26 protein-coding genes are annotated in these 22274 nt (G+C 58.0%); 7 read left to right on the top strand and 19 right to left on the bottom strand.

The window, feature by feature from the left end:
* Positions 1-61: 61 nt before the first annotated feature.
* On the top strand, positions 62-385 hold the full coding sequence (locus ACTG1K_RS05810; RefSeq protein WP_005348910.1) for an isoamylase early set domain-containing protein: 324 nt from the start codon (positions 62-64) through the stop codon (positions 383-385).
* A gap of 108 nt (positions 386-493) precedes the next feature.
* Here the strand turns inward: ACTG1K_RS05810 and rplS are convergent, their stop codons facing one another.
* The 5 genes from rplS to ffh all read right to left on the bottom strand — a co-directional run bounded on the left by rplS (position 494) and on the right by ffh (position 4006).
* Complete coding sequence (rplS, locus tag ACTG1K_RS05805) at positions 494-841, bottom strand: 50S ribosomal protein L19 (protein WP_005313505.1); 348 nt, start codon at positions 839-841, stop codon at positions 494-496.
* Between the two features lie 32 nt (positions 842-873).
* Entirely contained in the window at positions 874-1623 is a 750-nt protein-coding gene (gene trmD / locus ACTG1K_RS05800; RefSeq protein WP_005340400.1) for a tRNA (guanosine(37)-N1)-methyltransferase TrmD, read from the bottom strand.
* A gap of 34 nt (positions 1624-1657) precedes the next feature.
* Positions 1658-2179 (bottom strand): ribosome maturation factor RimM, encoded by a 522-nt coding sequence (gene rimM, locus ACTG1K_RS05795; protein WP_005340394.1) that lies wholly within the window; start codon positions 2177-2179, stop codon positions 1658-1660.
* 24 nt (positions 2180-2203) lie between these two features.
* Positions 2204-2452, bottom strand: coding sequence for a 30S ribosomal protein S16 (rpsP, locus tag ACTG1K_RS05790; protein ID WP_005340392.1), 249 nt, complete (start codon positions 2450-2452; stop codon positions 2204-2206).
* Between the two features lie 177 nt (positions 2453-2629).
* The gene (ffh, locus tag ACTG1K_RS05785; RefSeq protein WP_005340391.1) at positions 2630-4006 is read right to left on the bottom strand and encodes a signal recognition particle protein; all 1377 of its coding nucleotides are present in this window, start codon (positions 4004-4006) and stop codon (positions 2630-2632) included.
* Between the two features lie 202 nt (positions 4007-4208).
* On the opposite strand from ffh, the gene ACTG1K_RS05780 reads away from it, so the two are divergent.
* Both ACTG1K_RS05780 and ACTG1K_RS05775 read left to right on the top strand, forming a co-directional pair.
* Complete coding sequence (locus ACTG1K_RS05780) at positions 4209-4997, top strand: cytochrome C assembly family protein (RefSeq protein WP_005340390.1); 789 nt, start codon at positions 4209-4211, stop codon at positions 4995-4997.
* Positions 4998-5039: 42 nt separating this feature from the next.
* Positions 5040-6320 carry an HlyC/CorC family transporter gene (locus ACTG1K_RS05775; protein ID WP_005348906.1) on the top strand — a complete coding sequence of 427 codons (1281 nt, stop codon included), beginning with the start codon at positions 5040-5042 and terminating at the stop codon, positions 6318-6320.
* Positions 6321-6360: 40 nt separating this feature from the next.
* Here ACTG1K_RS05775 and ACTG1K_RS05770 read toward each other — a convergent pair whose 3' ends face one another.
* Entirely contained in the window at positions 6361-6831 is a 471-nt protein-coding gene (locus ACTG1K_RS05770; RefSeq protein ID WP_227095781.1) for an Rrf2 family transcriptional regulator, read from the bottom strand.
* A gap of 111 nt (positions 6832-6942) precedes the next feature.
* Between ACTG1K_RS05770 and hmpA the strand changes: the two genes are divergently transcribed.
* The gene (gene hmpA / locus ACTG1K_RS05765; protein ID WP_227095780.1) at positions 6943-8136 is read left to right on the top strand and encodes an NO-inducible flavohemoprotein; all 1194 of its coding nucleotides are present in this window, start codon (positions 6943-6945) and stop codon (positions 8134-8136) included.
* 99 nt (positions 8137-8235) lie between these two features.
* Here hmpA and ACTG1K_RS05760 read toward each other — a convergent pair whose 3' ends face one another.
* From ACTG1K_RS05760 to ACTG1K_RS05735, 6 genes are all read right to left on the bottom strand, one after another.
* Positions 8236-8820 carry a tetratricopeptide repeat protein gene (locus ACTG1K_RS05760; RefSeq protein WP_227096605.1) on the bottom strand — a complete coding sequence of 195 codons (585 nt, stop codon included), beginning with the start codon at positions 8818-8820 and terminating at the stop codon, positions 8236-8238.
* A 395-nt stretch (positions 8821-9215) separates the two neighbouring features.
* Positions 9216-10151 carry a malate dehydrogenase gene (gene mdh, locus ACTG1K_RS05755; protein ID WP_005340384.1) on the bottom strand — a complete coding sequence of 312 codons (936 nt, stop codon included), beginning with the start codon at positions 10149-10151 and terminating at the stop codon, positions 9216-9218.
* Between the two features lie 221 nt (positions 10152-10372).
* On the bottom strand, positions 10373-11035 hold the full coding sequence (gene artM, locus ACTG1K_RS05750) for an arginine ABC transporter permease ArtM (RefSeq protein ID WP_005348902.1): 663 nt from the start codon (positions 11033-11035) through the stop codon (positions 10373-10375).
* Between the two features lie 3 nt (positions 11036-11038).
* Positions 11039-11689: an arginine ABC transporter permease ArtQ gene (gene artQ / locus ACTG1K_RS05745; RefSeq protein WP_440004937.1), complete on the bottom strand. Its 651-nt coding sequence runs from the start codon at positions 11687-11689 to the stop codon at positions 11039-11041.
* Positions 11690-11692: 3 nt separating this feature from the next.
* Complete coding sequence (locus ACTG1K_RS05740) at positions 11693-12430, bottom strand: transporter substrate-binding domain-containing protein (RefSeq protein ID WP_440004936.1); 738 nt, start codon at positions 12428-12430, stop codon at positions 11693-11695.
* A 24-nt stretch (positions 12431-12454) separates the two neighbouring features.
* The gene (locus tag ACTG1K_RS05735; protein ID WP_101530180.1) at positions 12455-13195 is read right to left on the bottom strand and encodes an ATP-binding cassette domain-containing protein; all 741 of its coding nucleotides are present in this window, start codon (positions 13193-13195) and stop codon (positions 12455-12457) included.
* Between the two features lie 201 nt (positions 13196-13396).
* Between ACTG1K_RS05735 and argR the strand changes: the two genes are divergently transcribed.
* Positions 13397-13867, top strand: a complete 471-nt coding sequence (argR, locus tag ACTG1K_RS05730) for a transcriptional regulator ArgR (RefSeq protein ID WP_005340378.1) — start codon at positions 13397-13399, stop codon at positions 13865-13867.
* A 90-nt stretch (positions 13868-13957) separates the two neighbouring features.
* Here argR and ACTG1K_RS05725 read toward each other — a convergent pair whose 3' ends face one another.
* The 5 genes from ACTG1K_RS05725 to glnK all read right to left on the bottom strand — a co-directional run bounded on the left by ACTG1K_RS05725 (position 13958) and on the right by glnK (position 19352).
* Entirely contained in the window at positions 13958-14863 is a 906-nt protein-coding gene (locus tag ACTG1K_RS05725) for a Dyp-type peroxidase (protein WP_136502300.1), read from the bottom strand.
* Positions 14864-14966: 103 nt separating this feature from the next.
* On the bottom strand, positions 14967-16001 hold the full coding sequence (locus tag ACTG1K_RS05720) for an ABC transporter ATP-binding protein (protein WP_274160554.1): 1035 nt from the start codon (positions 15999-16001) through the stop codon (positions 14967-14969).
* 82 nt (positions 16002-16083) lie between these two features.
* Positions 16084-17709, bottom strand: a complete 1626-nt coding sequence (locus ACTG1K_RS05715) for an ABC transporter permease (RefSeq protein WP_440004935.1) — start codon at positions 17707-17709, stop codon at positions 16084-16086.
* Between the two features lie 39 nt (positions 17710-17748).
* Positions 17749-18756: a Fe(3+) ABC transporter substrate-binding protein gene (locus tag ACTG1K_RS05710; protein ID WP_101530184.1), complete on the bottom strand. Its 1008-nt coding sequence runs from the start codon at positions 18754-18756 to the stop codon at positions 17749-17751.
* 257 nt (positions 18757-19013) lie between these two features.
* Complete coding sequence (glnK, locus tag ACTG1K_RS05705) at positions 19014-19352, bottom strand: P-II family nitrogen regulator (protein WP_005341406.1); 339 nt, start codon at positions 19350-19352, stop codon at positions 19014-19016.
* Between the two features lie 201 nt (positions 19353-19553).
* Here glnK and arfB point away from each other — a divergent pair, with 201 nt between their 5' ends.
* Positions 19554-19970, top strand: a complete 417-nt coding sequence (gene arfB / locus ACTG1K_RS05700; RefSeq protein ID WP_021230947.1) for an alternative ribosome rescue aminoacyl-tRNA hydrolase ArfB — start codon at positions 19554-19556, stop codon at positions 19968-19970.
* A gap of 30 nt (positions 19971-20000) precedes the next feature.
* Complete coding sequence (locus ACTG1K_RS05695; RefSeq protein ID WP_101530185.1) at positions 20001-20492, top strand: methylated-DNA--[protein]-cysteine S-methyltransferase; 492 nt, start codon at positions 20001-20003, stop codon at positions 20490-20492.
* 361 nt (positions 20493-20853) lie between these two features.
* Here the strand turns inward: ACTG1K_RS05695 and ACTG1K_RS05690 are convergent, their stop codons facing one another.
* Both ACTG1K_RS05690 and yaaA read right to left on the bottom strand, forming a co-directional pair.
* Positions 20854-21279, bottom strand: a complete 426-nt coding sequence (locus ACTG1K_RS05690) for a hypothetical protein (RefSeq protein WP_005340360.1) — start codon at positions 21277-21279, stop codon at positions 20854-20856.
* Positions 21280-21473: 194 nt separating this feature from the next.
* Positions 21474-22247: a peroxide stress protein YaaA gene (yaaA, locus tag ACTG1K_RS05685; RefSeq protein WP_064338818.1), complete on the bottom strand. Its 774-nt coding sequence runs from the start codon at positions 22245-22247 to the stop codon at positions 21474-21476.
* Positions 22248-22274: the final 27 nt, after the last annotated feature.

Raw genomic sequence — 22274 nt, 5'->3', positions numbered from 1 at the left:
TGTCATATGATGGTATAAAAATAGACAGGAGCCATTTTTAACTCACTGACAAGGAGGCGTCATGCCACTGATCAAACAGTTTTTGAAGTCCAAGCCCGAGGTCAAGGTGACCTTTGCCGTAGAGAAGGAGGCGGCTGCAGGAGCGGAACAGGTGATGCTGATCGGCGAGTTCACCCAGTGGCAACCGGTCGAGCTGAAACGCATGAAGAGCGGCGAGTTCAAAGCCACCCTCAATCTGCCGACCGACGGCCCGGGTTACTTCGAATATTGCTACCAGCTCATCACCCCGGCAGGGGAAACCCTCTACGAGAATGACTGGGCAGCGGATGACTATGTGCCAGGCCCCTTCGGGCGAGACAACTCGGTAGTTCGGGTCATCCAGTAACGGCTCCCAGATAGCCAATAGACGGATACAAAAAAGGCTCGCCATTGGCGAGCCTTTTCACTACCTGTCGAGCTATTTGCCGACATACCGACACCAATTCGAATCGAATTAGTTGAGCTTCTCTTTGATACGAGCAGCTTTGCCGGACAGGTTGCGCAGGTAGTACAGTTTGGCGCGGCGAACATCACCACGACGCTTCAGTTCTACACTGTGGATCAGCGGAGAGTGAGTCTGGAATACACGCTCAACACCTTCGCCGTTGGAGATCTTGCGAACGGTGAAAGCAGAGTGCAGACCGCGGTTACGCTTGGCAATAACGATGCCTTCGAAAGCCTGCAGACGCTCTTTACCACCTTCTTTAACACGAACTTGAACACGTACAGTGTCGCCCTGGGCAAAAGCCGGGATGTCGGTACGCAGTTGCTCTTGTTCAAGCTGCTGAATAATCTTGCTCATTGTCTTTCCTTACCTAGGATAAACTGAAAACTCTACTTAACGCTGTCACGCACTTCGCGGACATACTCGGCAAGAAGTGATTCTTGCTCGTCAGTCAGAGCTAGGTTGTTAATAAGTTCCGGCCTTCTTTGCCAGGTTCGTCCGAGCGACTGCTTGAGACGCCAGCGTCGAATCACTTCGTGATTGCCGCTTGTCAGCGCCTCGGGCACCGCCAATCCATCCAACACCTCCGGCCGAGTATAGTGGGGATGATCCAGCAAGCCATCCGTAAAGGAGTCTTGCTCGGCACTGGCCTGATCGCCCAAAACCCCAGGGACCAGACGCGAAACCGCATCGATCAGGGTCATGGCAGGCAACTCGCCACCACTTAACACGTAATCCCCGATAGACCACTCTTCGTCGACTTCGGTTTGTATCACGCGTTCATCGATACCTTCGTATCGACCGGCTACCAGAATCAGTTTCTGATTCGTCGCCAACTCGGTTACGCCCGCTTGAGTCAGCTTGCGTCCCTGAGGAGAGAGATAGATGACTTTCGCCCCGTCTCCCGCCGCTTGCTTGGCTGCATGAATCGCGTCACGCAGCGGCTGAACCATCATTAACATGCCGGGCCCACCACCATAAGGACGATCATCGACCGTACGGTGTTTATCGTGGGTAAACTCCCGGGGGTTCCAGCACTCAATCTGCAGCAGGCCACTCTTGACGGCCCGACCCGTTACCCCGTGCTCGGTAATGGCTCGGAACATTTCAGGGAAGAGGCTAATGACCCCAATCCACATAAGAAACCTCCGGCACCCGTGTTAGCGCGGGAAACTAGAAACCAGGATCCCAATCAACTTCGATTGTTCGAGCAGTCAGATCAATATTCTTGATCACCTGCTCTTCCAGGAACGGAATCAACCGCTCCTTTGCACCAAAGGCATCTTTTACATTGGCCTCAACCACCAACACATCGTTGGAGCCGGTTTCCATCAATTCGGTCACCTTGCCCAGGTCATATCCCTTGGTGGTCACCACGGAGCAACCAATCAGGTCACGCCAGTAGAACTCACCTTCAGGCAACGCAGGCAACAGATCGGCGGGTACGCCAATCTCGACATTGGTCAATGCCAGGGCATCTTCGCGCACATCGATACCATCGAGTTTGCAGATCAGACCCTTGTTGTGACGTTTCCAGGATGAAACCCGAATTTCACGCCACGCCCCGTTCTGATTAATCAGCCAGGGGTTGTAATCGAAAATCGCTTCGGCAACATCGGTGAAGGAGTTCACTTTAAGCCAGCCCTTGATGCCATAAACGGTACCCAGGGTGCCCAGAACTACAGGTTTTTCCACCTTAACTCCTTACCGTTGGGCTGATTAAGCAGCTTTTTTAGCGTCTTTGATCAGCTTGGCAACGCGGTCAGAAACAGCGGCACCAGTAGCAACCCAATGCTCGATACGAGCCAGGTCCAGGTTCAGCTTTTCAGCTTGACCAGCAGCAACCGGGTTGAAGAAACCAACGCGCTCGATGAAGCGACCGTCACGGGCGCAACGGCTGTCAGAAACTACTACCTGGTAGAACGGACGCTTTTTCGCGCCACCACGTTGTAAACGAATGGTTACCATATCGTCCTCATTAACATCTAATGAACAAGGCCCGCAAACACGCGGACCCTAGCTTAAAATAAGCCGCGTAATTCTACTTGGATTCGTAATAATTGCAACCAAGCCAGCCATTTTTTGCGCAGAGCGGCAATGAAAAGGGGCCTGCCACTGCAGACCCCCATCAACACGCAGGCCGGATCAGAACGGGCCGCGACCGCCACCGAAACCGGGGGGCATCATGTTCTTCATCTGGCTCATCATCTTGCGCATACCGCCCTTGCCGGACATTTTCTTCATCATGCGCTGCATCTCGGTGAACTGTTTGAGCAGCTTGTTCACATCCTGCACCTGCATGCCGGAACCTGCGGCGATACGGCGTTTGCGGGAACCCTTGATGAGATCGGGGTGGGCGCGCTCCTTGGGCGTCATGGAGCTGATGATGGCCTCCATCCGCACAGTGAGCTTGTCATCCATCTGATCTTTAACGTTATCCGGCAGCCCGGACATGCCGGGCAGCTTGTCGAGCATGCCCATCATGCCGCCCATGTTGCGCATCTGGGCCAGCTGCTCGCGGAAATCTTCCAGATCGAAGCCTTTGCCACTTTTGACCTTACTGGCCAGCTTGGCCGCTTTCTCTTTATCGACGTTGCGCTCAACTTCCTCGATCAGAGAGAGCACATCGCCCATACCGAGGATGCGGGAGGCGAGACGATCCGGGTGGAACGGCTCCAGCGCATCGGTCTTTTCACCCATACCGATAAACTTGACCGGCTTGCCGGTGATGTGACGCACCGACAGAGCAGCACCACCACGGGCATCGCCGTCCGCCTTGGTAAGGATGACACCGGTGAGCGGCAGCGCTTCATTGAACGCCTTGGCGGTGTTGGCGGCATCCTGACCGGTCATGGCATCGACCACGAACAGGGTCTCAACCGGCTTGATGGTGGCATGCAGATCCTGAATCTCGGCCATCATCTCGCTATCGACGTGCAGACGACCGGCGGTATCGACGATCACCACGTCATAGAATTTCTTGCGCGCCTGATCGATAGCGGCGGTGGCGATATCGACCGGCTTCTGGCTGGCATCGCTCGGGAAGAAGTCGACGCCGATGTCGCTGGCCAGGGTCTCCAGCTGCTTGATCGCCGCAGGGCGATAGACGTCGGCACTGACCACCAGCACCTTCTTCTTGCTGCGCTCTTTGAGCAGCTTGGCCAGTTTGCCAACCGTGGTTGTCTTACCGGCCCCCTGCAGACCGGCCATCAGGATGATGGCGGGCGGCTGGGCAGCCAGGTTGAGCTGTTCGTTGGCCTCCCCCATTACGGTGACCAGTTCACCGTGCACAATCTTGATGAATGCCTGGCCCGGGCTCAGGGATTTGGCCACTTCCTGCCCGACTGCGCGCTCTTTGACACGCGCGACGAAATCCCGCACGACCGGCAGGGCGACATCCGCCTCGAGCAGCGCCATGCGGACTTCGCGCAGGGTTTCCTTGATATTGTCTTCGGTCAGGCGACCACGGCCACTGACATTGCGCAAGGTGCGCGAGAGTCGTTCAGTCAAATTCTCAAACATGACGGATTCCGGTTCTTGGCGTAATAAATTGGGGGCATTATAACCCAGAGCGGGCGCGAGGACGATTATTCACCGCACCGCAGCAGCAGGGACCTTCTCCCTATATATGGGCAGATCGGCCGTTGCACAACTGGCGAGCACTTCTCGTGCAAGGTATACTGCCCCTCTTACCCTCAAAAGCTTGTGCAACAACGACCTGGTTATGATCGTAATCTCTGTTCTGGCCCTGGCGTTTTATCTGCTGGCCATCATCGCCTCCCTGCATCTGTTACTGAGCGCCAAGCCGGTGGGACAGCGCTCCCTGTTTGCCTGTATCGGATTGGCCCTGATCGCCCACGCCAGCGCCCTCGGTTCAGAGGTATTGCAGAGTTACGGCCAGAACCTGAGCATGCTCAACGTTGCCTCGCTGGTCAGCCTCATCATCAGTTGCTTCATGACTTGCGTAACCCGCCGCTTCAACGGCTGGATCCTGCTGCCGGTAGTCTACAGCTTCTCGGCCCTGTTGCTGGCTGCCAGCGCCTTGATCCCAGGTCGCTACATAACCCATCTGGAGGCCCATCCCCAGCTGTTGCTGCACATCGGCCTCGCCCTGATGGCCTACTCGGTATTGATGATCGCCTGTCTGTTTGCGCTGCAACTCGCCTGTCTGGACAAGCAGCTTAAATCTCGAAAAATCAGCAACCTGCCAGCCATGCCGCCACTGATGACGGTGGAAAAACGGCTGTTCCAGTTGATCTCTGCGGGGGTGCTGCTGCTGACACTCTCCATCGCCTCCGGCCTCTTCTTCCTCGAAGATATGTTCGCTCAGGGCAAGTCTCACAAGGCAGTGCTCTCCATCCTGGCATGGTGTGTCTACGTGTTGCTGCTGTGGGGTCATCACACCTATGGCTGGCGCGGCCGTAAAGTCATCACACTCAGTCTGATCGGCAGCTTCATCCTGACTCTTGCCTACTTTGGCAGCCGCTTCGTCAAAGAAGTGCTGTTGAGCTGACACCTATACTCTTTTAGCCATACCATCCAACAGGAGCCCTTTTTGGACAGCATCTCAACGAGTACATTACTGATTGTTCTCGTTATCTTGATCCTTCTTTCCGCCTTTTTCTCCAGTGCCGAAACCGGCCTGATGTCCATCAACCGCTACAAACTACGGCATCTGGCACAGACCAAACACAAAGCCGCACGTCGCGTCGAGCAACTGCTCGCCCGCCCCGATCGCCTGCTGGGACTGATCCTGATCGGCAACAATCTGGTCAATATTCTCGCCTCCGCCATCGCCACCATCGTCTGTATCCGGCTGTTTGGTGATCTCGGGGTCGCCATCGCCACCTTCGGGCTGACCCTGGTGGTACTGGTATTCGGTGAAGTGACCCCCAAGACCCTGGCCGCCATGTTTCCGGAGAAGATCGCCTATCCCGCCTCCTGGATCCTCAAAGGGCTGATGGTGCCGCTCTCGCCGCTGGTCTGGCTGATCAACGGCATCACCAGCGGCCTGCTCAAGATGCTGAAGATCAATCCCAACAAGGATGACTCCCTCAACACCGAGGAGCTGCGCACCATCGTCAATGAGGCGGGTAACCTGATCCCCCAGCGTCATCAGGAGATGCTGCTGAGCATTCTGGATCTCGACAAGATGCTGGTCGAGGACATCATGGTGCCACGCAGCGATATCTACGCCATCGACATCAACGATGACTGGAAGAGCATCCAGCGCCAGCTGGCCCACTGCGCTCACACCAAGATCCTGCTCTATCGCGACAATATCGACGACGTTGTCGGCTTTTTGCACGCGCGCGATGCCCTGCGACTGGTAGCCAGGGATCAGTTCAACAAATCGAGCCTGTTGCGGGAAGTGGACGAGATCTACTTCATTCCGGAAGGAACGCCGCTCAACGTGCAGCTGGCCAAATTCCAGCGCAACAAGGAGCGAATTGGCCTGATCGTCGACGAATACGGCGACATTCAGGGGCTAATCACTCTGGACGATATTCTGGAAGAGATCGTCGGCGACTTCACCACCTCCATGACGCCAGCGCCGAGCGACGAGATCCATCCCCAGTCAGATGGTTCTTATCTGGTCGAAGGCTCAGCCAATATTCGTGAGCTGAACAAGGAGATGAACTGGCACCTGCCCATCGACGGCCCGCGTACCCTCAACGGTCTGATCCTCGAATATCTGGAGGAGATCCCCCAGCCCAACATCGGGATCCGGCTGGCCGGTTATCCTATCGAGATCCTCGATGTGGAGAACAACATGGTGAAGATGGCGCGGATTATGCCGGCATCGTACCGGGCGGAGTCGGATTCGCAAGATTGAAAAAGGGCTGCCAGTGGCAGCCCTTTTCTATTGCTCATCGTCACTGTTCATCTTCATCATCCGGCTCCAGCACCAGCGTCGGGATCAACTCGCCAAACACCCTCTGTAGCTCGTCACGGTTGGCCAGCAGGTCTTGCAGCGTATAGCTGTCCATCACCGCCAGAAACGCATCCATCGCCTCTTTCAGCGCACTCTTGAGCAGACAGACAGAGACGATGTGGCAAGCGGGCGAGCCGCAGTCAATACCGTCCAGATTGCCTTCCAGCGCCCTGATCACCAGCCCGATATTGATGGTGGCGGGATCGCAAGCCATGCGAATACCGCCATTCTTGCCCCGCTGGGATTGCAGATAGCCCAGCTTCACCAGCTGATTGACCACCTTCACCATGTGGTTGCGGGAAACGCCATACAGGGCCGATACCTTGGCAACGCTCGACAACTCCCCTTCCGGCAGGGTGGCAAGATAGAGCAGGGCTCTCAATCCGAAATCTGTATAACTGGTTAGTCTCATAAAACCTGATTAGCGCGATGCGAAAAGTGGAGTATTGATTCAAATCAAATAAACATCTAGGATGCCACTTATTAAATGACATTTTATATGTTCAATTAGAACGAGGCCCCTATGCTAGATCAAACCACCGTTGCCGTCATCAAAAGCACCATTCCGCTGCTCGAATCGGCAGGCCCTGCCCTCACCCAGCACTTCTATCAGCGGATGTTCAGCCATAACCCGGAGCTGAAAGATATCTTCAACCTGGCCCACCAACGCAGTGGCGGCCAGCCACTGGCCCTGTTCAATGCAGTCGCCGCGTATGCAAAGAATATCGACAATCTGGGGGCTCTCGCCGGTGCGGTCGAGCGGATTGCACACAAACATACCGGATTCCTGATCCAGCCGGAACAATATCACATTGTAGGTAGTCATCTCTTGGCCACGCTCAAAGAATTGGGCGGAAGTGCGGTCACCGACGAGGTGCTGGAGGCATGGGGCAAGGCGTATGGCGTGCTGGCAGACATCTTCATCGGCCGCGAGCGAGAGATCTATCAGGAGAAGGCAAGCCAGGATGGCGGCTGGCAAGGAACCCGCACCTTCATCATCAAGGAGAAGCGGGCCGAGAGCGCCCTCATCACCTCCTTCCTGCTGGCGCCGGAAGATGGCAAGCCGGTATTGACCTTCAAACCGGGCCAATACCTCAGCATCAAGCTGGTTCACCCCAAGCTGGAATATCAGGAAATCCGCCAGTACTCCCTCTCCGATGCCCCCAACGGGCAGGATTACCGCATCAGCGTCAAGCGTGAGCCGCAGGGTCAGGTCTCCAATCTGCTGCACGATCACCTGCAGGCGGGTGACAAGATCGAGGTGATGCCCCCTACCGGCGATTTCTACCTGAAAGCTGACAGTCAGACCCCGGTCGTACTGCTATCCGCCGGTGTCGGCGTGACGCCGATGATGAGCATGCTCAACCAGCTGCTGGCGAGCGGCCATCAGGCTGATATCACCTGGCTGCACGCCTGCGAACAGGGCGCTGTACACGCCTTCCGGGAGGATATTCAGCAAAAATCCCGCCAGCATCCCAACTTGCTGAGCCGGGTCTGGTATCGGGAGCCGGAGGCCAGCGATGTACAGGGTGAAGATTACGACCTGGTCGGCACCATGGATCTGACTGCCGTGAAGGAGCGCATCACGCCGCAGGCCCACTACTACTTCTGTGGCCCTGTCGGCTTCATGCAAGAGATCAAGCGGCAGCTGCTGGCGGCTGGGGTGCCAGCGGGGCAGCTCCATTACGAAGTTTTTGGCCCCCATCAAGATCTCTAAGGCGCGGGCAGCCATATAACAGAGGGAGGTTCCGGCCTGTCATGGCACGGCGGCTGGAACCGGACCCACAGGTGCAGACCTGTGGGTCATTTTTTTGGATCAGTGCATCGCCTTGGCGCGGGCCACCACGTTGGCCGGCATCCGGTTGCCAAGACGGCTGAGCAGAGTCGCCGCCTTCTGGTGCAGCGCCTTGTCACCTATGACGGAACCATGGAGCCAGCGATAGGCATCCTCATAATCGAGCGGACTGCCCATCCCCTGCAACAGCATCTCGACCCACTCGATGCGAGCCCGCAGAAAACCGAGGCTGGCCGCCTCGCGCATCAGGGTCTCGGCTCGCACCAGATCCTTCTGCACCAAAGTTCCTTTCCAGTAGTAGCGGCCCAACTGCTCCAGCGCCGGAGCCAACCCCTGATTGGCCGCCTCCCACATATATTGCACCCCGAGTTCGGCATTGGGTTTGGTACAGACACCCCACGCCAGCATATCCCCCCAGAGGAATTGATAGGCCGGGATCTTCATCACCGAGGCGCGCGCTTCGATATCCTGAGTCAGCTGACAGCGATCCTGTTTAACCTGAGTGAGGTGGCGCCCCTGCTCAATCCAGTTGAGCAGCTCGTCCTGACGATAGAGCGGCACCGCCTGCAACTCGCCAGCGGCCAGAGGTGCGGGAGGCGCAACCACAGCAGCAGGTTCCGCCGGTTTTGGCAGCGGCGCGGCCCCCTCGCCACTGCTGGCAACGGGCGTGACCGGCTCGGCCGGAAGCAAGACGGGGACGGCCTCAGAGGGCGCTGGCGTAGCAGCAGAGACAGGCGCCGTTGCCACCGCAGCACTGCTTGTGGTCGGTACCGATGCACTTGCTGCAGGCGCATCGCTCGATACGGCAGCCGATACCGCTTCGGCACCATAGAGGGGCGCGGTGAATGCACCGACAAGAATGAGTAGGGTAAGGGGTTTCATCATAAGGATCTCCTGCTGCACTCTGTTATCGGCACCAAGCCCCATCCCCTTAGCCTGTCGGGCGGATCTCATCAATACAAAAGGGAGCCGAAGCTCCCTTGTTGGCAGGGTTGACCCGCTTACTTGACGAAATCGACACCCAGCTGGATATCGGCTTTCAGGGTAGCCAGCATGCCTTCCATCGCTTCCTGCTCGAACGCGCTCAGCTTGCCGTAATCCAGTACGGTTTCGACGCCGTTCTTGCCCAGCAGTACCGGCTGCGCGAAGAAGGTGGCGTGTTCGCCGTTGCCTTCCACGTAGGCGCACTCGACAACGTTGGCTTCGCCCTGCAGACCCTTGATGAGGGAGAGACCAAAACGGCAAGCCGCCTGACCCATGGAGAGAGTAGCAGAACCGCCACCGGCCTTGGCTTCAACCACTTCGGTACCGGCATTCTGGATGCGCTTGGTCATGGCAGCCACTTCTTCAGCAGTGAAGGAGGCACCTTCAATCTGGGAGAGCAGCGGCAGAATGGTGACGCCACTGTGACCACCGATCACATTGACGCGAACCTTGTCGATGTTCAGCCCTTTGGCAGCGGCAACGAAGGTCTCGGCGCGGATCACGTCCAGAGTGGTGACACCGAACAGGCGACGCTTGTCATAGACACCGGCTTTCTTCAGCACTTCGGCGGCGATGGCAACGGTGGTGTTGACCGGGTTGGTGATGATGCCGATCAGCGCTTTCGGGCAAGTGGCCGCGCACTTCTCGACCAGATTCTTGACGATACCGGCGTTGATATTGAACAGGTCGGAGCGATCCATCCCCGGCTTGCGTGCCACACCGGCGGAGATCAGCACCACATCGGCCCCAACCAGCGCAGGAGTCGGATCTTCACCGCAGAAGCCCTTGATGGCGACGTCGGTAGGAATATGACTGAGGTCAACGGCCACACCCGGAGTAACCGGGGCGATGTCATACAGGCTCAGCTCGGAGCCAGCCGGCAGACGGTTTTTCAACAGCAGAGCGAGGGCTTGACCGATGCCACCAGCGGCACCCAGAACGGCAACTTTCATGATCAACTCCATGTTTAAGCGTAGGTTTAAGGTTGTTTGTTGTTGTGCGCCCAACCTTAATGGATCCCCCCATAAAAAACAATCTGATAACAGTTGCAGTCACGGGTTCTGTGAGCCACGAAACATGCGGGAGCAAAAATTGGAGGGAAATACAAAAAGTTGGAGGAGATGCACAGTTTTTCTGCACTTCTCCTTACCATAAAGAGGTAGATTTGAAGGTCTCAGGATTGGAATGCCAGCGCCCGTTTTTCACACCAGCGAAAACCAATTGTTAACAATCCGTTCATCGCCAGATAAAGCCCGCCTGCCACCCCGAACACCGCCAGGGTATCGTAGGTCTGGGCGTTCAACCCCTGCGCCAGCCCCATGATGTCCATGATGGTGATGGTACTGGCGAGGGAGCTCCCCTTGAGCACCAGGATCACCTCGTTGGAGTAGGCAGGCACCAGATGACGGGCAGCATGACGCACCTTCATCCACAAGGTCTGGCGGCCGTTAAAGCCAAGCGCACGACACGCCTCTACCTCACCGGCCGGGATGGCATCGAGCGCGCCCTTGAACAACCGGGTGGAGTAGGCCGCCGTGTTGAGACCCAGCGCCAGCACGGCGCAGAACCAGGGCTGCTTGAGCAGCGGCCAGAGCGGGCTGGCTTTCAGCCACTCAAACTGGCCCGGCCCGTAGTAAATCAGGAAGATCTGAATGAGCAGCGGCGTGCCGGTAAAGAGCAGCACCCACAGCTGCACCAGCTGGGTCGCTACCGGCAGGCGCAACTCCAGCACCCAGGTCATCAGGGCCGCCAGCACAATCCCCAGCAGCAGGCTGAACAGGGTCAGCTCCAGCGTGGTGACCAGACCGCCCAGCAACGTAACGAGATACTCTTGCATCAGTTAGCCTCCGTAGCGGTGGGTGTAGCGGGCAGCCAGCCCGAGGCCGTACTCGCTCACCAGACTGATGGCCAGATAGATGAGGGCGGCGGCGGCATACCAGGTGAAAGGCTCATAGGTACTGGCCGAGGCCATCTGGGCCTGACGCATCATCTCGTTGACCCCGATAAGCGACACCAGCGCGGTATCTTTCAGCAATACCAGCCACTGGTTGCCGAGGCCCGGCAAGGCGTGGCGCCACGCCTGCGGCAACACGATGCGAAAGAAGATGTGGCTCTTGCTCAAACCCAGCGCCAGCGCCGCCAGCCGTTGACCTGAAGGCACCGCATTGAGCGCCGCCCGCAGGGTCTGGGTCGCATAGCTGGCGAACAGCAGGGAGAGCGCCAGCACGCCACAGGCGAACGGGCTGAACTCCACATACTCGCCAGTGATGAGGAACAACACCTGGGTCGAGCCGAAGTAGATGAACAGCACCACCAGCAACTCGGGTAGGCCACGGATCAGCGTGGTCAGGGTGGCCACCGGCCACACCAATGCACGCTGCTTGCTGAGCTCGGCGGCACTGAACGCCAGTGCCAATACCATGCCCCCGACCAGTGATGCCAAGGCCAGCCCGAGGGTCATCCAGGCTGCATCCAACAACAGGCTCAACATGGCTTACTGCGCGAAGTATTTGTCGAAGATTTTCTGATAGGTGCCGTTGGCCTTGATCTCGGCCAGCCCCTTGTTCAGCTGGGTCAGCAGCTCCTGATTGCCCTTGGCGACCGCGATGCCAAAGCCGGTACCGAAGTACTTGGCATCGGTCACCGGCGCACCCACCACCGCATACTCCTTGTGCTGCTTCAGCCAATCGGCAGCAACGGCGGTATCGGCAAAGACACCGTCGGTACGGCCATTCATCATGTCGAGGAAGGCGCTCTGGTAGCTGGCGTACGGCACGGTCAGCAGACCCTTGCTCACCCAGTTATCCACCAGATAGGACTGGTGAGAGGTACCGTTCTGCACACCGACTGTCTTGTCGACCATCTCTTCCGGCCCCTTGAAGGCCCCTTTCTTGGCGACGAATACTGCCGAGTTCTCGTAATAGATGTCGGAGAAATCGACCTGAGCGGCCCGCTCCGGGGTCACGTCCATGGCGGCGATGGCTGCATCATAGCGACGGAATTTCAGGCTGGGGATCAGGCTGTCAAAGGCCTGGTTATGGAAGCTGCACTCCAGCTTGGCCTGCTCGCAGATGGCGCGCGCCAGATCGATGTCAAAACCCTGAAACTCGTTCTTGTCATCCAGGTATTCGAACGGTGGGTAGGTGGCCTCGGTGGCGAACTTGATCTCTTTGGCCATGACGGAGGTACTCAACAGGCCCATGGCAGCAACCAACAACAGACTCTTTTTCATGACAGCTTCCTTATCGATTCAATATCAATGCATCAAGAATTCGGCAAACCGGCTGGTTTGCGGGGATTGGAAAATGGCGGCGGTGCCGGATTCGATGATCCGCCCCTTCTCCAGATAAATCACCTGGCTGGCCACCTTGCGGGCAAAGTCGACCTCGTGGGTCACCACCACCTGGGTAATGCCGGTCTGGCTCAGGTTGCGGATGATCTCGGCCACCTCCTTGGTGATCTCGGGATCGAGGGCAGCAGTCGGCTCGTCAAACAGCAACACTTCCGGGTCCATCATCAGAGTACGGGCAATGGCCACCCGCTGCTGCTGACCGCCGGAGAGACGTGCCGGCCAGGCATCGCGCTTGTCGGCCAGTTGCAGCTGGGCCAGCAGGAAGGCCCCCTTCTCGATGGCGGCCTCCTTGCTCATGCCGAGCACCTTGACCGGCGCTTCAATCAGATTCTCCATCACAGTGAGATGTGGCCAGAGATTGTACTGCTGGAACACCATCCCCACCTTGCGACGCAGCAGTTGGGACTGGCGGTTGAATTCGGCAGCAGAGAGGGAGTTCGGGAAAGAAAATTCACTTTCACCAATCCGCAGAACACCCGCATCCGGGGTATCCAGCAGGTTCATCATTCGTAGCAGGGAACTCTTGCCAGCACCGCTCGGGCCCAGCAACACCAAGGTTTCACCGGGGGATGTCCGAAAGCTGACCTGTTGCAGAACCGGCACCTTGTGCCAGGACTTCTCGATACCTATTAATTCAATACCCATACAGCCCAATTGAATAAGTTTTCAAAATTTCATCCCGATTCTATCCCTAATAAAGGTTGATGCAAGCCATTTTTGAATCAATATGCAGAACAAGCGCCGCTTCCTTGCAAAAAACGGCATATGAATGCAAAATGGCCCCGCTGTTCGTATCTGCCGCCTGTATCGCACAGGCCGCCACACCTCCTCATTCGTGAGACCAAGATGAAACACAACGACAAGCAAGAAAAACTGGCCAAGGCCTTTAAAGCCTTGCTGAAAGAAGAGCGCTTTGGCTCCCAGGCAGAAATCGTCACCGCCCTGCAAGAGCTGGGCTTCGAGAACATCAACCAGTCCAAGGTATCGCGCATGCTGAGCCGCTTCGGCGCCGTTCGCACTCGCAATGCCAAGATGGAGATGGTCTACTGCCTGCCGGTGGAACTGGGCGTGCCCACCACCTCCAGCCCGCTCAAGAATCTGGTACTGGACGTCGATCACAACGGCGCACTGGTGGTGATCCACACCAGCCCTGGCGCAGCCCAGCTGATCGCCCGCCTGCTCGATTCCCTCGGCAAGGCAGAGGGGATCCTCGGCACCATCGCCGGTGATGACACCATCTTCATCACCCCGACCAGCGACACCGATATCGAAGAGCTCTACCTCTCCGCCCTCGAGCTGTTCGAACAGACGCCGTAATGGCCTCCACCGCGTCATAGCGGTCACGCCAGAACGAAAAATCCCGGCCAAGGCCGGGATTTTTGTTTTCTCAGTCTTCGCCAGGCGGGCTTATTTGCCCTGCGCCATCAGAAAACCTTCCGATGGGGCGAAGAAAGCCGCGCCGGTCACTGCCTTGGTGAAACGCAGCAGGTGGTCGAAGTGGCTGCCCTCCCCCTTGTACATGCTGGCCAGCATGGCGTTGAAGTGCTGCGGTGTGCGGCAGCAGGAGATGAAGTAGAGTCCCTGCTCGGTCATGGTGCCCCAGGGCATGCTCTGGCGCAGGATCTCCATGGACTCCCCTTTCGGGGTCTTGAGATTGACCCGCTTGATGTGGGCGGTAAGCGGCTTTGCGGCAGATTCATACTCGATATTGTCGGGCTTGGTACGACCGATAATGTCTTCCTGCTCTTTCTGCGCCAGCTTCTCCCAGTCGCTCATGGCGTGGACCCAGCGCTGGACGTGAATGTAGGAGCCACCGGCAAACTCGCCATCGGCCAGCAACGCCACTTCGGCACGGTGTTCATCCTGCGGGTTCTCGGTGCCATCGACGAAACCGGTCAGGTCACGGAAATCCAGATTGCGGAAACCGCGCACCTCTTCGGCCAGCTCGACCAGTCCGGCCAGCAGCGCCATTACACGGTGACCGGCGTGGTGCAGCACATCCACCCGATCGGCGCGCAGCTGAATAAAGAGATCAAACGGGGTGTTGGGGGCTTCCTGACCGTTGGCGGATTGCGCCATAAAGCTGCGGAACTGGGGCGGACGGGCGGCAGGGTAGAGACCATCCCAGGCATCGGCGCCAACGGCAACCAGACCGCTGAAACCGGCATCGGGGAAATCGGCGGCGACCGCCTGCCACAGGGCGGGCAGTTTGGCCAGACGGCCGACCAGTTCGGCGGCATCGCCGGTACGATTGAACATCAGATAGAGGGCGTGCAGATTCGGCTCTGCGCAGATCCCGGCTTGGGCTTTCATATATCTCTCCCCTGAGTAGGCGTTAGCGTTACGGGCTATTTGCGTTGCGCGATTATAAACCAGAGTGGATCCAGTTCTTTGATTTCACGACGATATCACGCGTTCAGGGCAAAGGGTCAAACAACACCAATCCATGGGGAGCGACCTTGATCCGTGCCCGCATCCCATCAAGGGGCTCGCCAATGCTCGCCTCCAGCTGCAGATCGCCACACTCGAACAGCACCCGGCAGTGGTGGCCGAGGAACTGCTGTTCCACCACCTTGAGCTCCCCATCTGCGGCGCTCTCCAGCAGCAGTTGCTGGGGTCTGAGCATCAGCTGCAACTGCTCGCCCACCACCTGGCCATGGGGCTCGCTGCCACAGATGACCCCGAGCGCCGTCTGCACGCAGTGGCTGTCCACCACCTCGGCAGCCAGATAGTTGACCCCGCCGAGAAACTCCGCCACGAAGCGGTTTTGCGGGCGGCGATAGAGCTGCTCAGGCTGGCCCACCTGCTCGATGTGACCGGCGCGAAACAGCGCCAGCCGATCGGCGAAGGCAAACGCCTCTTCCTTGCTGTGGCTGACGAAGATGGCGCCGATCCCCTGCTGCTTGAGCAGGGCGCGGATCTCGAGGATCAGCTTCATACGCACCTGGGTATCGATGTTGGAGAAGGGCTCATCCAGCAGCATCAGCCGTGGCTTGCACACCAGCGCCCGGGCGATGGCTACCCGCTGCTGCTGGCCGCCGGAGAGCTGGTGAGGATAACGATCCCCCAGCCCCTGCAGATTGACCAGCGCAAGCGCTTCGTCCACCTGCTGCTGGCGGGCACTGCGGTCGAGTTTGGTCAGCCCGAAACCGACGTTGTCGGCCACCGTCAGGTGGGGAAAGAGGGCGTAATCCTGAAAGATCATGCCGATGTTGCGCGCCTCGGGCGGCACGCTGGCACCCGGCCCGTCGAGCAGGGTATCGCCGAGGCGAATCGAGCCCTCTGCCAACGGCAGCAGCCCGGCGATGGCCTTGAGCAACGTGGTTTTGCCGCAGCCACTGGCTCCCAGCAGGCAGACGATCTCGTTGTCTGCCACCGTCAGGGAAAGCTGCTCCAGCACATTGCGGCCGTTGTAACGGCAGCTGACATTTTCAACCTGCAAACAGGACAAGGCTGACTTCCTCTCGTTTCTGGCGGCGCGCTGCCTTTCGGTTCAGCACACCGCATGCAATTTCATTGGCCGACGTGGCGACTCAGTGACCCGGACTGTCTAGAGTGCGGTTGACCCAGATCAGCGGCAACAGCCCCACCAGCACGATGACGATAGCGCCCAGGGCACCGCGCTCCAGCATCTCGTCCGAGACGAACTGGTAGACGTGGGTCGCCAGGGTATCGAAGTTGAACGGCCGCAGCAGCAGAGCGGCGGGTAGCTCCTTCATGGATTCGATGAATACCAGCATGGCACCGGCAAACAGACCACGGCGCACCAGCGGCAGATGGACACGGCGCAGCATGCCGCCATCCCCCTGCCCCAGGGAGCGGGCAGCCATGTCAAGGCTGGGGGAGATCTTACCCATGCTGCTCTCCACCGAGCCGATGGCGATGGCCACGAAGCGCACCAGATAACCGAACACGATGGCGGTGATGGTACCGGTCAGCAACAGCCCCGGCCCCTGACGTCCCAGCCACTCGGCCAGATCGTTGATGGCAAAATCGAGGGCGGTAAGCGGCACCAGCACGCCGATGGCGAGCACGGTACCCGGCATGGCGTAGCCCATGGCGGCGATGCGCAGGGGCAACAGACTCTTTATCCCGCCATCGAGGCGGCGGAAGAAGCCGAGCAGCAGGGCGATGCCCATCGCCAGCAGTGCGGTCAGCGCCGAAATGAGGAGGCTGTTTCCGGCGAAGCGGACGAACTCCGGCGTCCACGACAATTCGAAGTAGCGCACCCCGTAGTCGAGCAGGATGACGAATGGCAGGCCGAAACCGGCCAGCACCAGCCCCCAGCACCAGAGACCGGCCAGCCAACGACTCATCCCCCTGAGCGGATAGCGCAGCGGCTGCTCATGGCCCATCGACTTCTGGAACACCTGCTGCCGACTGCGCGAGCGACGCTCCAGCGCGATCAGCAGCACCACTGCCAGCAACATCAAGCAGGAGAGTTTGGCCGCGGTGGCCAGACTGCCATAGCCGAGCCAGGTGTCGTAAACCGCCGTGGTCAGGGTGTTGATGGCAAAGAAGTGGACGGTGGCGAAATCGGCCAGCGTTTCCATCGCAACCAGGGATACCGCCACCATGATGGCCGGGCGCGCCAGCAGCAGACTGAGACGACGAAAGCTCTGCCACGGCGTACAGCCGAGCAGGCGGCTGGAGTGGATCAGGCTGACTGACTGCTCGAGAAAAGAGGCGCGGGTCAGCAGATAGACATAGGGGAACAGCACCAGCGCCAGCACCCAAGCAGCGCCGCCAAGGGAACGAATGGCAGGAAACCAGTAATCGGCAGGGTTGTTCCAGCCAAAGAGCGCTCGCAACCCGGCCTGTAGCGGGCCCGAGTAGTCGAGCAGGTCGGTATAGACGTAGGCGACGATATAGGAGGGCATCGCCATTGGCAGCATCAAGGCCCATTGCAGGGCACGGCGCCCCGGCACCTGACACATGGCCACCAGCCAGGCGGTGGGTACGCCAAACAGCAGGCTGAGCAATACTACGCCGACCACCAGCCCCAGGGTATTGCCGAGATAATCGAGCAACACGGTATCGGCGAGGTGGCGAAACAGCTCCCCCTCAGCCGAGAAGGCAGAGAAAAGCAGAGCAATCACCGGTAAACCCAGCAGCAGGGCGATGGCCCAGCTGCCGGTCATCCATCCAAAATTTTTCATGAGACCACAGATGTTGATGGGGCCGTTGGCCCCATCTGATTACAAGTCGAACTTCACTTCATCCAGCAACTGCAAGGCGTCCTTGCGGTGCTTGGCGTAATCGCTGACCGGTAGTGCGTCAGACTTGAAACTGCCCCAAGACTTGACCATGGCGGAAGGCTCGACCCCGGCCTTGACCGGATATTCGGCGTTCACGTCCGCATACATGTGCTGGGCGGTGTCACCAGCCAGAAACTCCATCAGCTTCTGGGCCTCGGCCTTGTTCTTGGCATATTTGGTCATGGCCACGCCGCTCACGTTGACGTGGGCACCGCGGTCAGCCTGGTTCGGGAAGTTGATATAGACCGCATCCGCCCAGGACTTCTGCGCCGGATCTTTCAACATGGCGCCCAGATAGTAGCTGTTGCCGAGTGACACGTCACAGATACCATCCTTGATCGCCTTGACCTGATCCCGGTCGTTGCCCTGCGGCTTGCGCGCCAGGTTGGCCTTGACCCCTTCCAGCCAGGTTTTGGTCTCGGCCATGCCGTGATGGGCAATCATGGAGGAGACCAGCGCCACATTGTACTCATGCTTGCCGCTGCGGGTGCAGATTTTCCCTTTGAATTCCGGTTTGGCCAGATCTTCGTAGCTGATGGTGTCGAGCTTGCCGAGGCGCTCCTTGCTGGAGTAGATGGCGCGAACCCGGGTGGTCAGGGCGAACCAGCGATTCTCCGGATCACGATAGATGGCGGGGATGCTCTCCTGCAGGATCTTGCTATCCACCGGCTGCACCAGCCCCTTGTCCACCAGATCGGTCAGACGGCTGATATCGACGGTCAGCATCAGGTCGGCCGGAGAGAGCTTGCCTTCCCGCTCCAGACGCTCGTTCAATCCCTCTTTGGCGAACACCACGTTCACCTTGATGCCAGATTCCTCCTCGAACTGCTGGATGATGGGCTTGATCAGCTCATCCTGCCGGTTGGAGTAGACATTCACTTCCCCGGCCGCCAATGCCGACTGAGCTGCCAACGCAGAGAAAGCCAGTGCCAACATCTTCATTTTCATCATCCATTCCTTGATTAGCTATACAGAGTGATAACGATTTCCGTTTGCATTCTGCATACATCTTATAAGCGGATCAAGAAAGCTCGCCGTCGCCACATCACATATTTAATCGCCCATAAATGAAAAGGGCCGGATGGAATCCCATTCGGCCTCTTCTGAGCAAAACGTTATGTTGATCAGGCTTCAATAAGCGCTCACTCCCTCGGGATGCCCGAGGTCGGGAGGTCAACAGATCTGTACGTCACTGATGCGGTTCATCACAGCGCCTCGTCGTCACTCTCGCCGGTGCGGATGCGCACCGCTTGCAGCAAGTCGTAGACAAAAATCTTGCCGTCGCCGATCTTGCCGGTATAGGCCGCCTTGCAGATCGCCTCAATCACCCCTTCCACGTTATCATCGGCGGTGGCAATCTCCAGCTTCACCTTCGGCAGGAAGTCGACCTGATACTCGGCTCCCCGGTATAATTCGGTGTGTCCCTTCTGGCGGCCAAATCCCTTGACCTCGGACACGGTCAGCCCTTCCACCCCCAGGTTGGCAATAGCCTCGCGGACATCGTCCAACTTGAACGGTTTGATAATCGCACTAATCAGCTTCATCTGGTTGCTCCCAATCCATGGTGTGTCATGAATCGGGTTTCAATTCTTATGCCAAGTATTTTTATTGTTTTATTTCATATGGATAGAGTTTAATGCCTGCGCCATTCGCCAGGCACATCCCCATAACCGGCCAGCACGCCCCATAATGAGGCACCATGCTGCAGCGGTCAGCGGGTATGCACCAAACAAGAGCAAAACAGCATGTTAGTTATCTCCAACAGCGTCACGATTCCCTGGCATGAGCTGCAATTTCAGACCATGCGGGCACAGGGCAACGGTGGACAGCACGTCAACAAGACCGACTCCGCCGTCTGGTTGCGCTTCGATTACCGCAACTCTCCCAGCCTGACGCCCCTCTACAAGGAGGGTCTCGACAAGCTGAGCGACAGCCGGGTACACGATGGCTTTATCCTGATCCGGGTCGAGAGCCATCGCAGCCAGGACATGAACCGCAAGGAGGCGATGAGCCGTCTGGTGGAGTTGCTGAAGAAAGCAGCCTGGCGACCCAAGGCTCGTCATGCCACCAAGCCGACCCGCAGCTCCCAGCGCAAACGGGTCGATGCCAAAAAGCGCAAGGGGGATATCAAATCCGCCCGCGGCAAACCGGTACTGGACTGAGCCCCCCCAGCCCCCAAAGGATGTCAGCCGATGAGATACAGTTTTTGCGACAGCGCACGCGGCCCCCTGCTGGTCGCCATCGATCAGGATGGCCTGCGCTATGTGGAGTTCGTCCAGGGGGAGCAGCCGGTAACTCCGACCGATGAGTGGCTGCGTGATGACCTGACTCTTGCTCCTTTCGTCGAGCAGTTCACCGCCTATTTTGCCGGAAAATTGCAGCAGTTCGATCTGCCCATGGCAGCGAAGGGCACCCCGTTCCAGCAAACGGTGTGGAACGCTTTGTGTGATATCCCCTATGGCGAGACCGTGAGCTATCTCGAGATTGCCCAGGCTATCGGCAATCCCAAGGCAGTGCGAGCAGTAGGCGCTGCCAATGGCCGCAATCCGCTGAGCATCATAGTACCCTGCCATCGGGTGATCGGACGCAGCGGCGAGCTGACCGGCTATGCTGGCGGCATTCCCATCAAGCGCTGGTTGCTGGCACTGGAACAGACAGGCACAACATTCGAGCTGGCCCCATGACACGATGAGCCCCCGTGGAGAGGGAATGGACAATATCGTGGCCAGAATGAAAAGGCTTTCTGCCAGTGGCCACGCTTTGCTGACAAGATGAACAGAAAATGAAGAATCGCCTCAGAACTACTTCAGATTGAGCTTGGCATGATGGCTCCATACTTGAATGGCACGGCTCATTCGCTGATTCAAGTAGCACCCATGTGACGCTTCCAATCTGTCTTTTTCCCCGCGCCTCCTCTGAGGCGCTTTTTTTGTGCCGACACAACAGGCCACCACCCAAGCTGAATGGCCTGAACGCCACAAAATCTGCACCCGCCCAAAAACCAAGAGGCGAAGGATCATCCTTCGCCTCTGACGTAACAGCTGGCTACTCGCTCTGGGGCAGGAACTGCAGTTCAGGCGCCGAGGAGGTCAGCACATCGGCGCAATAATCCCAGGTCGAGATGCGATAGTGCTGCAGATCTTCATCCAGATGCAGGCCGTCCGACTCCTGATGGAACCAGCTGGCAAAACGGGATGGGGTGATGAGCTGGATCTGCTCTTCGATGGCGTGACTATCCTTCCCCTCGGCCAGATCGCAATCTTCGATAACCCGCAGGGCGTAGATATGGCGAAAATAGACCCGGCAGAGGATTTGCGGGGGTAGATCGATGCTGCGTGCCCGCCCCAGCATGATGGTCAGAGAGTCGCTCCAGAGATCCTGATGCAGCTCGGCAACGACCAGCCCGGGTGGGAGCTGGCGGGACGGAGCCCAAGGTACGGCAACCTGCCGAATGGCATTTTTCTGTTCCATATTCACCTCACGACGACTCGCTCCCTGTCTTGAGTCTATCTGAACCACATAGTCCCGGCGAAGGCAATCGATGGACAATAAAAACGGCAATAAAAAAGCCGACGTATCAAACGTCGGCGAATAAAAAGTGCTTACAACAGAGGATTCACATATTCAGACCCGTGGGTCGAAAGATTGGTTCCCTCTTTTTGTAATTAATTTTCGGCGCGTTTAAACATCAGGGTATTGGCGTCCGACTCTTCCGGTACGAAGTAGTAGCCCTCGGCGTTGAAACCGGTCAGCTGCTCCACCTCGGTCAGACGGTGCTTGATGATGTGGCGAGCCATCATGCCGCGCGCCTTCTTGGCGTAGAAGCTGATGATCTTGAACTGGCCGTTCTTCTCATCCTTGAACACCGGTGTGACAATCCGCCCTTTCAGGCTCTTGGGTCGTACCGACTTGAAATACTCGTCGGAGGCCAGATTGATCAACACCTCATCCCCCTGCGCTGCCAGCGCGTCGTTGAGATGGTGAGTGATCACCTCCCCCCAGAACTGGTAGAGATCCTTGCCGCGACTATTGTCGAGCCTGGTCCCCATCTCCAGTCGATAGGGCATCATCAGGTCGAGGGGACGCAACACGCCATAGAGGCCTGAGAGCATCCGCAGGTGTGCCTGAGCGAAGTCAAAATCGGCCTCGCTAAAATCCTCTACCGCCAAACCGGTGTAGACATCCCCCTTGAAAGCCAGCAGTGCCTGACGGGCATTGGCAGGAGTAAAGTCTGGCTGCCACTCGGCAAAACGGGCGGCATTGAGACCGGCCAGCTTGTCGCTGATCTTCATCAGAGTGGCGATCTGGTCCGGGCTCAGTTGGCGGGCCCGGCTAATCAGTTCGGCGGAGTGATCCAGCAGCTCGGGTTGAGTGAAACGGGGTGTCACCAGCGGTGACTCGTAATCCAGCGTCTTGGCCGGGGAAACCACAATCAGCATAACGTTCCTTTATGGCGAGGGGCCGAA

Source organism: Aeromonas sp. 102P, from assembly GCF_051920345.1.
GTDB classification, from domain to species: domain Bacteria; phylum Pseudomonadota; class Gammaproteobacteria; order Enterobacterales; family Aeromonadaceae; genus Aeromonas; species Aeromonas veronii.
Note: the sequence above shows the minus strand (reverse complement) of the source record. Positions and strands in the feature narration are given on the sequence as shown.

Coding starts and splice junctions, on each gene's coding strand:
- mdh (WP_005340384.1), bottom strand. CDS start 10,151: ATGAAAGTTGCCGTTCTGGGTGCCGCTGGTGGCATCGGTCAAGCCCTC.
- argR (WP_005340378.1), top strand. CDS start 13,397: ATGAAACACAACGACAAGCAAGAAAAACTGGCCAAGGCCTTTAAAGCC.
- arfB (WP_021230947.1), top strand. CDS start 19,554: ATGTTAGTTATCTCCAACAGCGTCACGATTCCCTGGCATGAGCTGCAA.
- ACTG1K_RS05735 (WP_101530180.1), bottom strand. CDS start 13,195: ATGGGTATTGAATTAATAGGTATCGAGAAGTCCTGGCACAAGGTGCCG.
- ACTG1K_RS05695 (WP_101530185.1), top strand. CDS start 20,001: ATGAGATACAGTTTTTGCGACAGCGCACGCGGCCCCCTGCTGGTCGCC.
- ACTG1K_RS05810 (WP_005348910.1), top strand. CDS start 62: ATGCCACTGATCAAACAGTTTTTGAAGTCCAAGCCCGAGGTCAAGGTG.
- yaaA (WP_064338818.1), bottom strand. CDS start 22,247: ATGCTGATTGTGGTTTCCCCGGCCAAGACGCTGGATTACGAGTCACCG.
- glnK (WP_005341406.1), bottom strand. CDS start 19,352: ATGAAGCTGATTAGTGCGATTATCAAACCGTTCAAGTTGGACGATGTC.
- trmD (WP_005340400.1), bottom strand. CDS start 1,623: ATGTGGATTGGGGTCATTAGCCTCTTCCCTGAAATGTTCCGAGCCATT.
- rpsP (WP_005340392.1), bottom strand. CDS start 2,452: ATGGTAACCATTCGTTTACAACGTGGTGGCGCGAAAAAGCGTCCGTTC.
- ffh (WP_005340391.1), bottom strand. CDS start 4,006: ATGTTTGAGAATTTGACTGAACGACTCTCGCGCACCTTGCGCAATGTC.
- ACTG1K_RS05690 (WP_005340360.1), bottom strand. CDS start 21,279: ATGGAACAGAAAAATGCCATTCGGCAGGTTGCCGTACCTTGGGCTCCG.
- rplS (WP_005313505.1), bottom strand. CDS start 841: ATGAGCAAGATTATTCAGCAGCTTGAACAAGAGCAACTGCGTACCGAC.
- artQ (WP_440004937.1), bottom strand. CDS start 11,689: ATGTTGAGCCTGTTGTTGGATGCAGCCTGGATGACCCTCGGGCTGGCC.
- ACTG1K_RS05770 (WP_227095781.1), bottom strand. CDS start 6,831: ATGAGACTAACCAGTTATACAGATTTCGGATTGAGAGCCCTGCTCTAT.
- artM (WP_005348902.1), bottom strand. CDS start 11,035: ATGCAAGAGTATCTCGTTACGTTGCTGGGCGGTCTGGTCACCACGCTG.
- ACTG1K_RS05725 (WP_136502300.1), bottom strand. CDS start 14,863: ATGAAAGCCCAAGCCGGGATCTGCGCAGAGCCGAATCTGCACGCCCTC.
- hmpA (WP_227095780.1), top strand. CDS start 6,943: ATGCTAGATCAAACCACCGTTGCCGTCATCAAAAGCACCATTCCGCTG.
- ACTG1K_RS05740 (WP_440004936.1), bottom strand. CDS start 12,430: ATGAAAAAGAGTCTGTTGTTGGTTGCTGCCATGGGCCTGTTGAGTACC.
- ACTG1K_RS05715 (WP_440004935.1), bottom strand. CDS start 17,709: ATGAAAAATTTTGGATGGATGACCGGCAGCTGGGCCATCGCCCTGCTG.
- ACTG1K_RS05710 (WP_101530184.1), bottom strand. CDS start 18,756: ATGAAAATGAAGATGTTGGCACTGGCTTTCTCTGCGTTGGCAGCTCAG.
- ACTG1K_RS05780 (WP_005340390.1), top strand. CDS start 4,209: ATGATCGTAATCTCTGTTCTGGCCCTGGCGTTTTATCTGCTGGCCATC.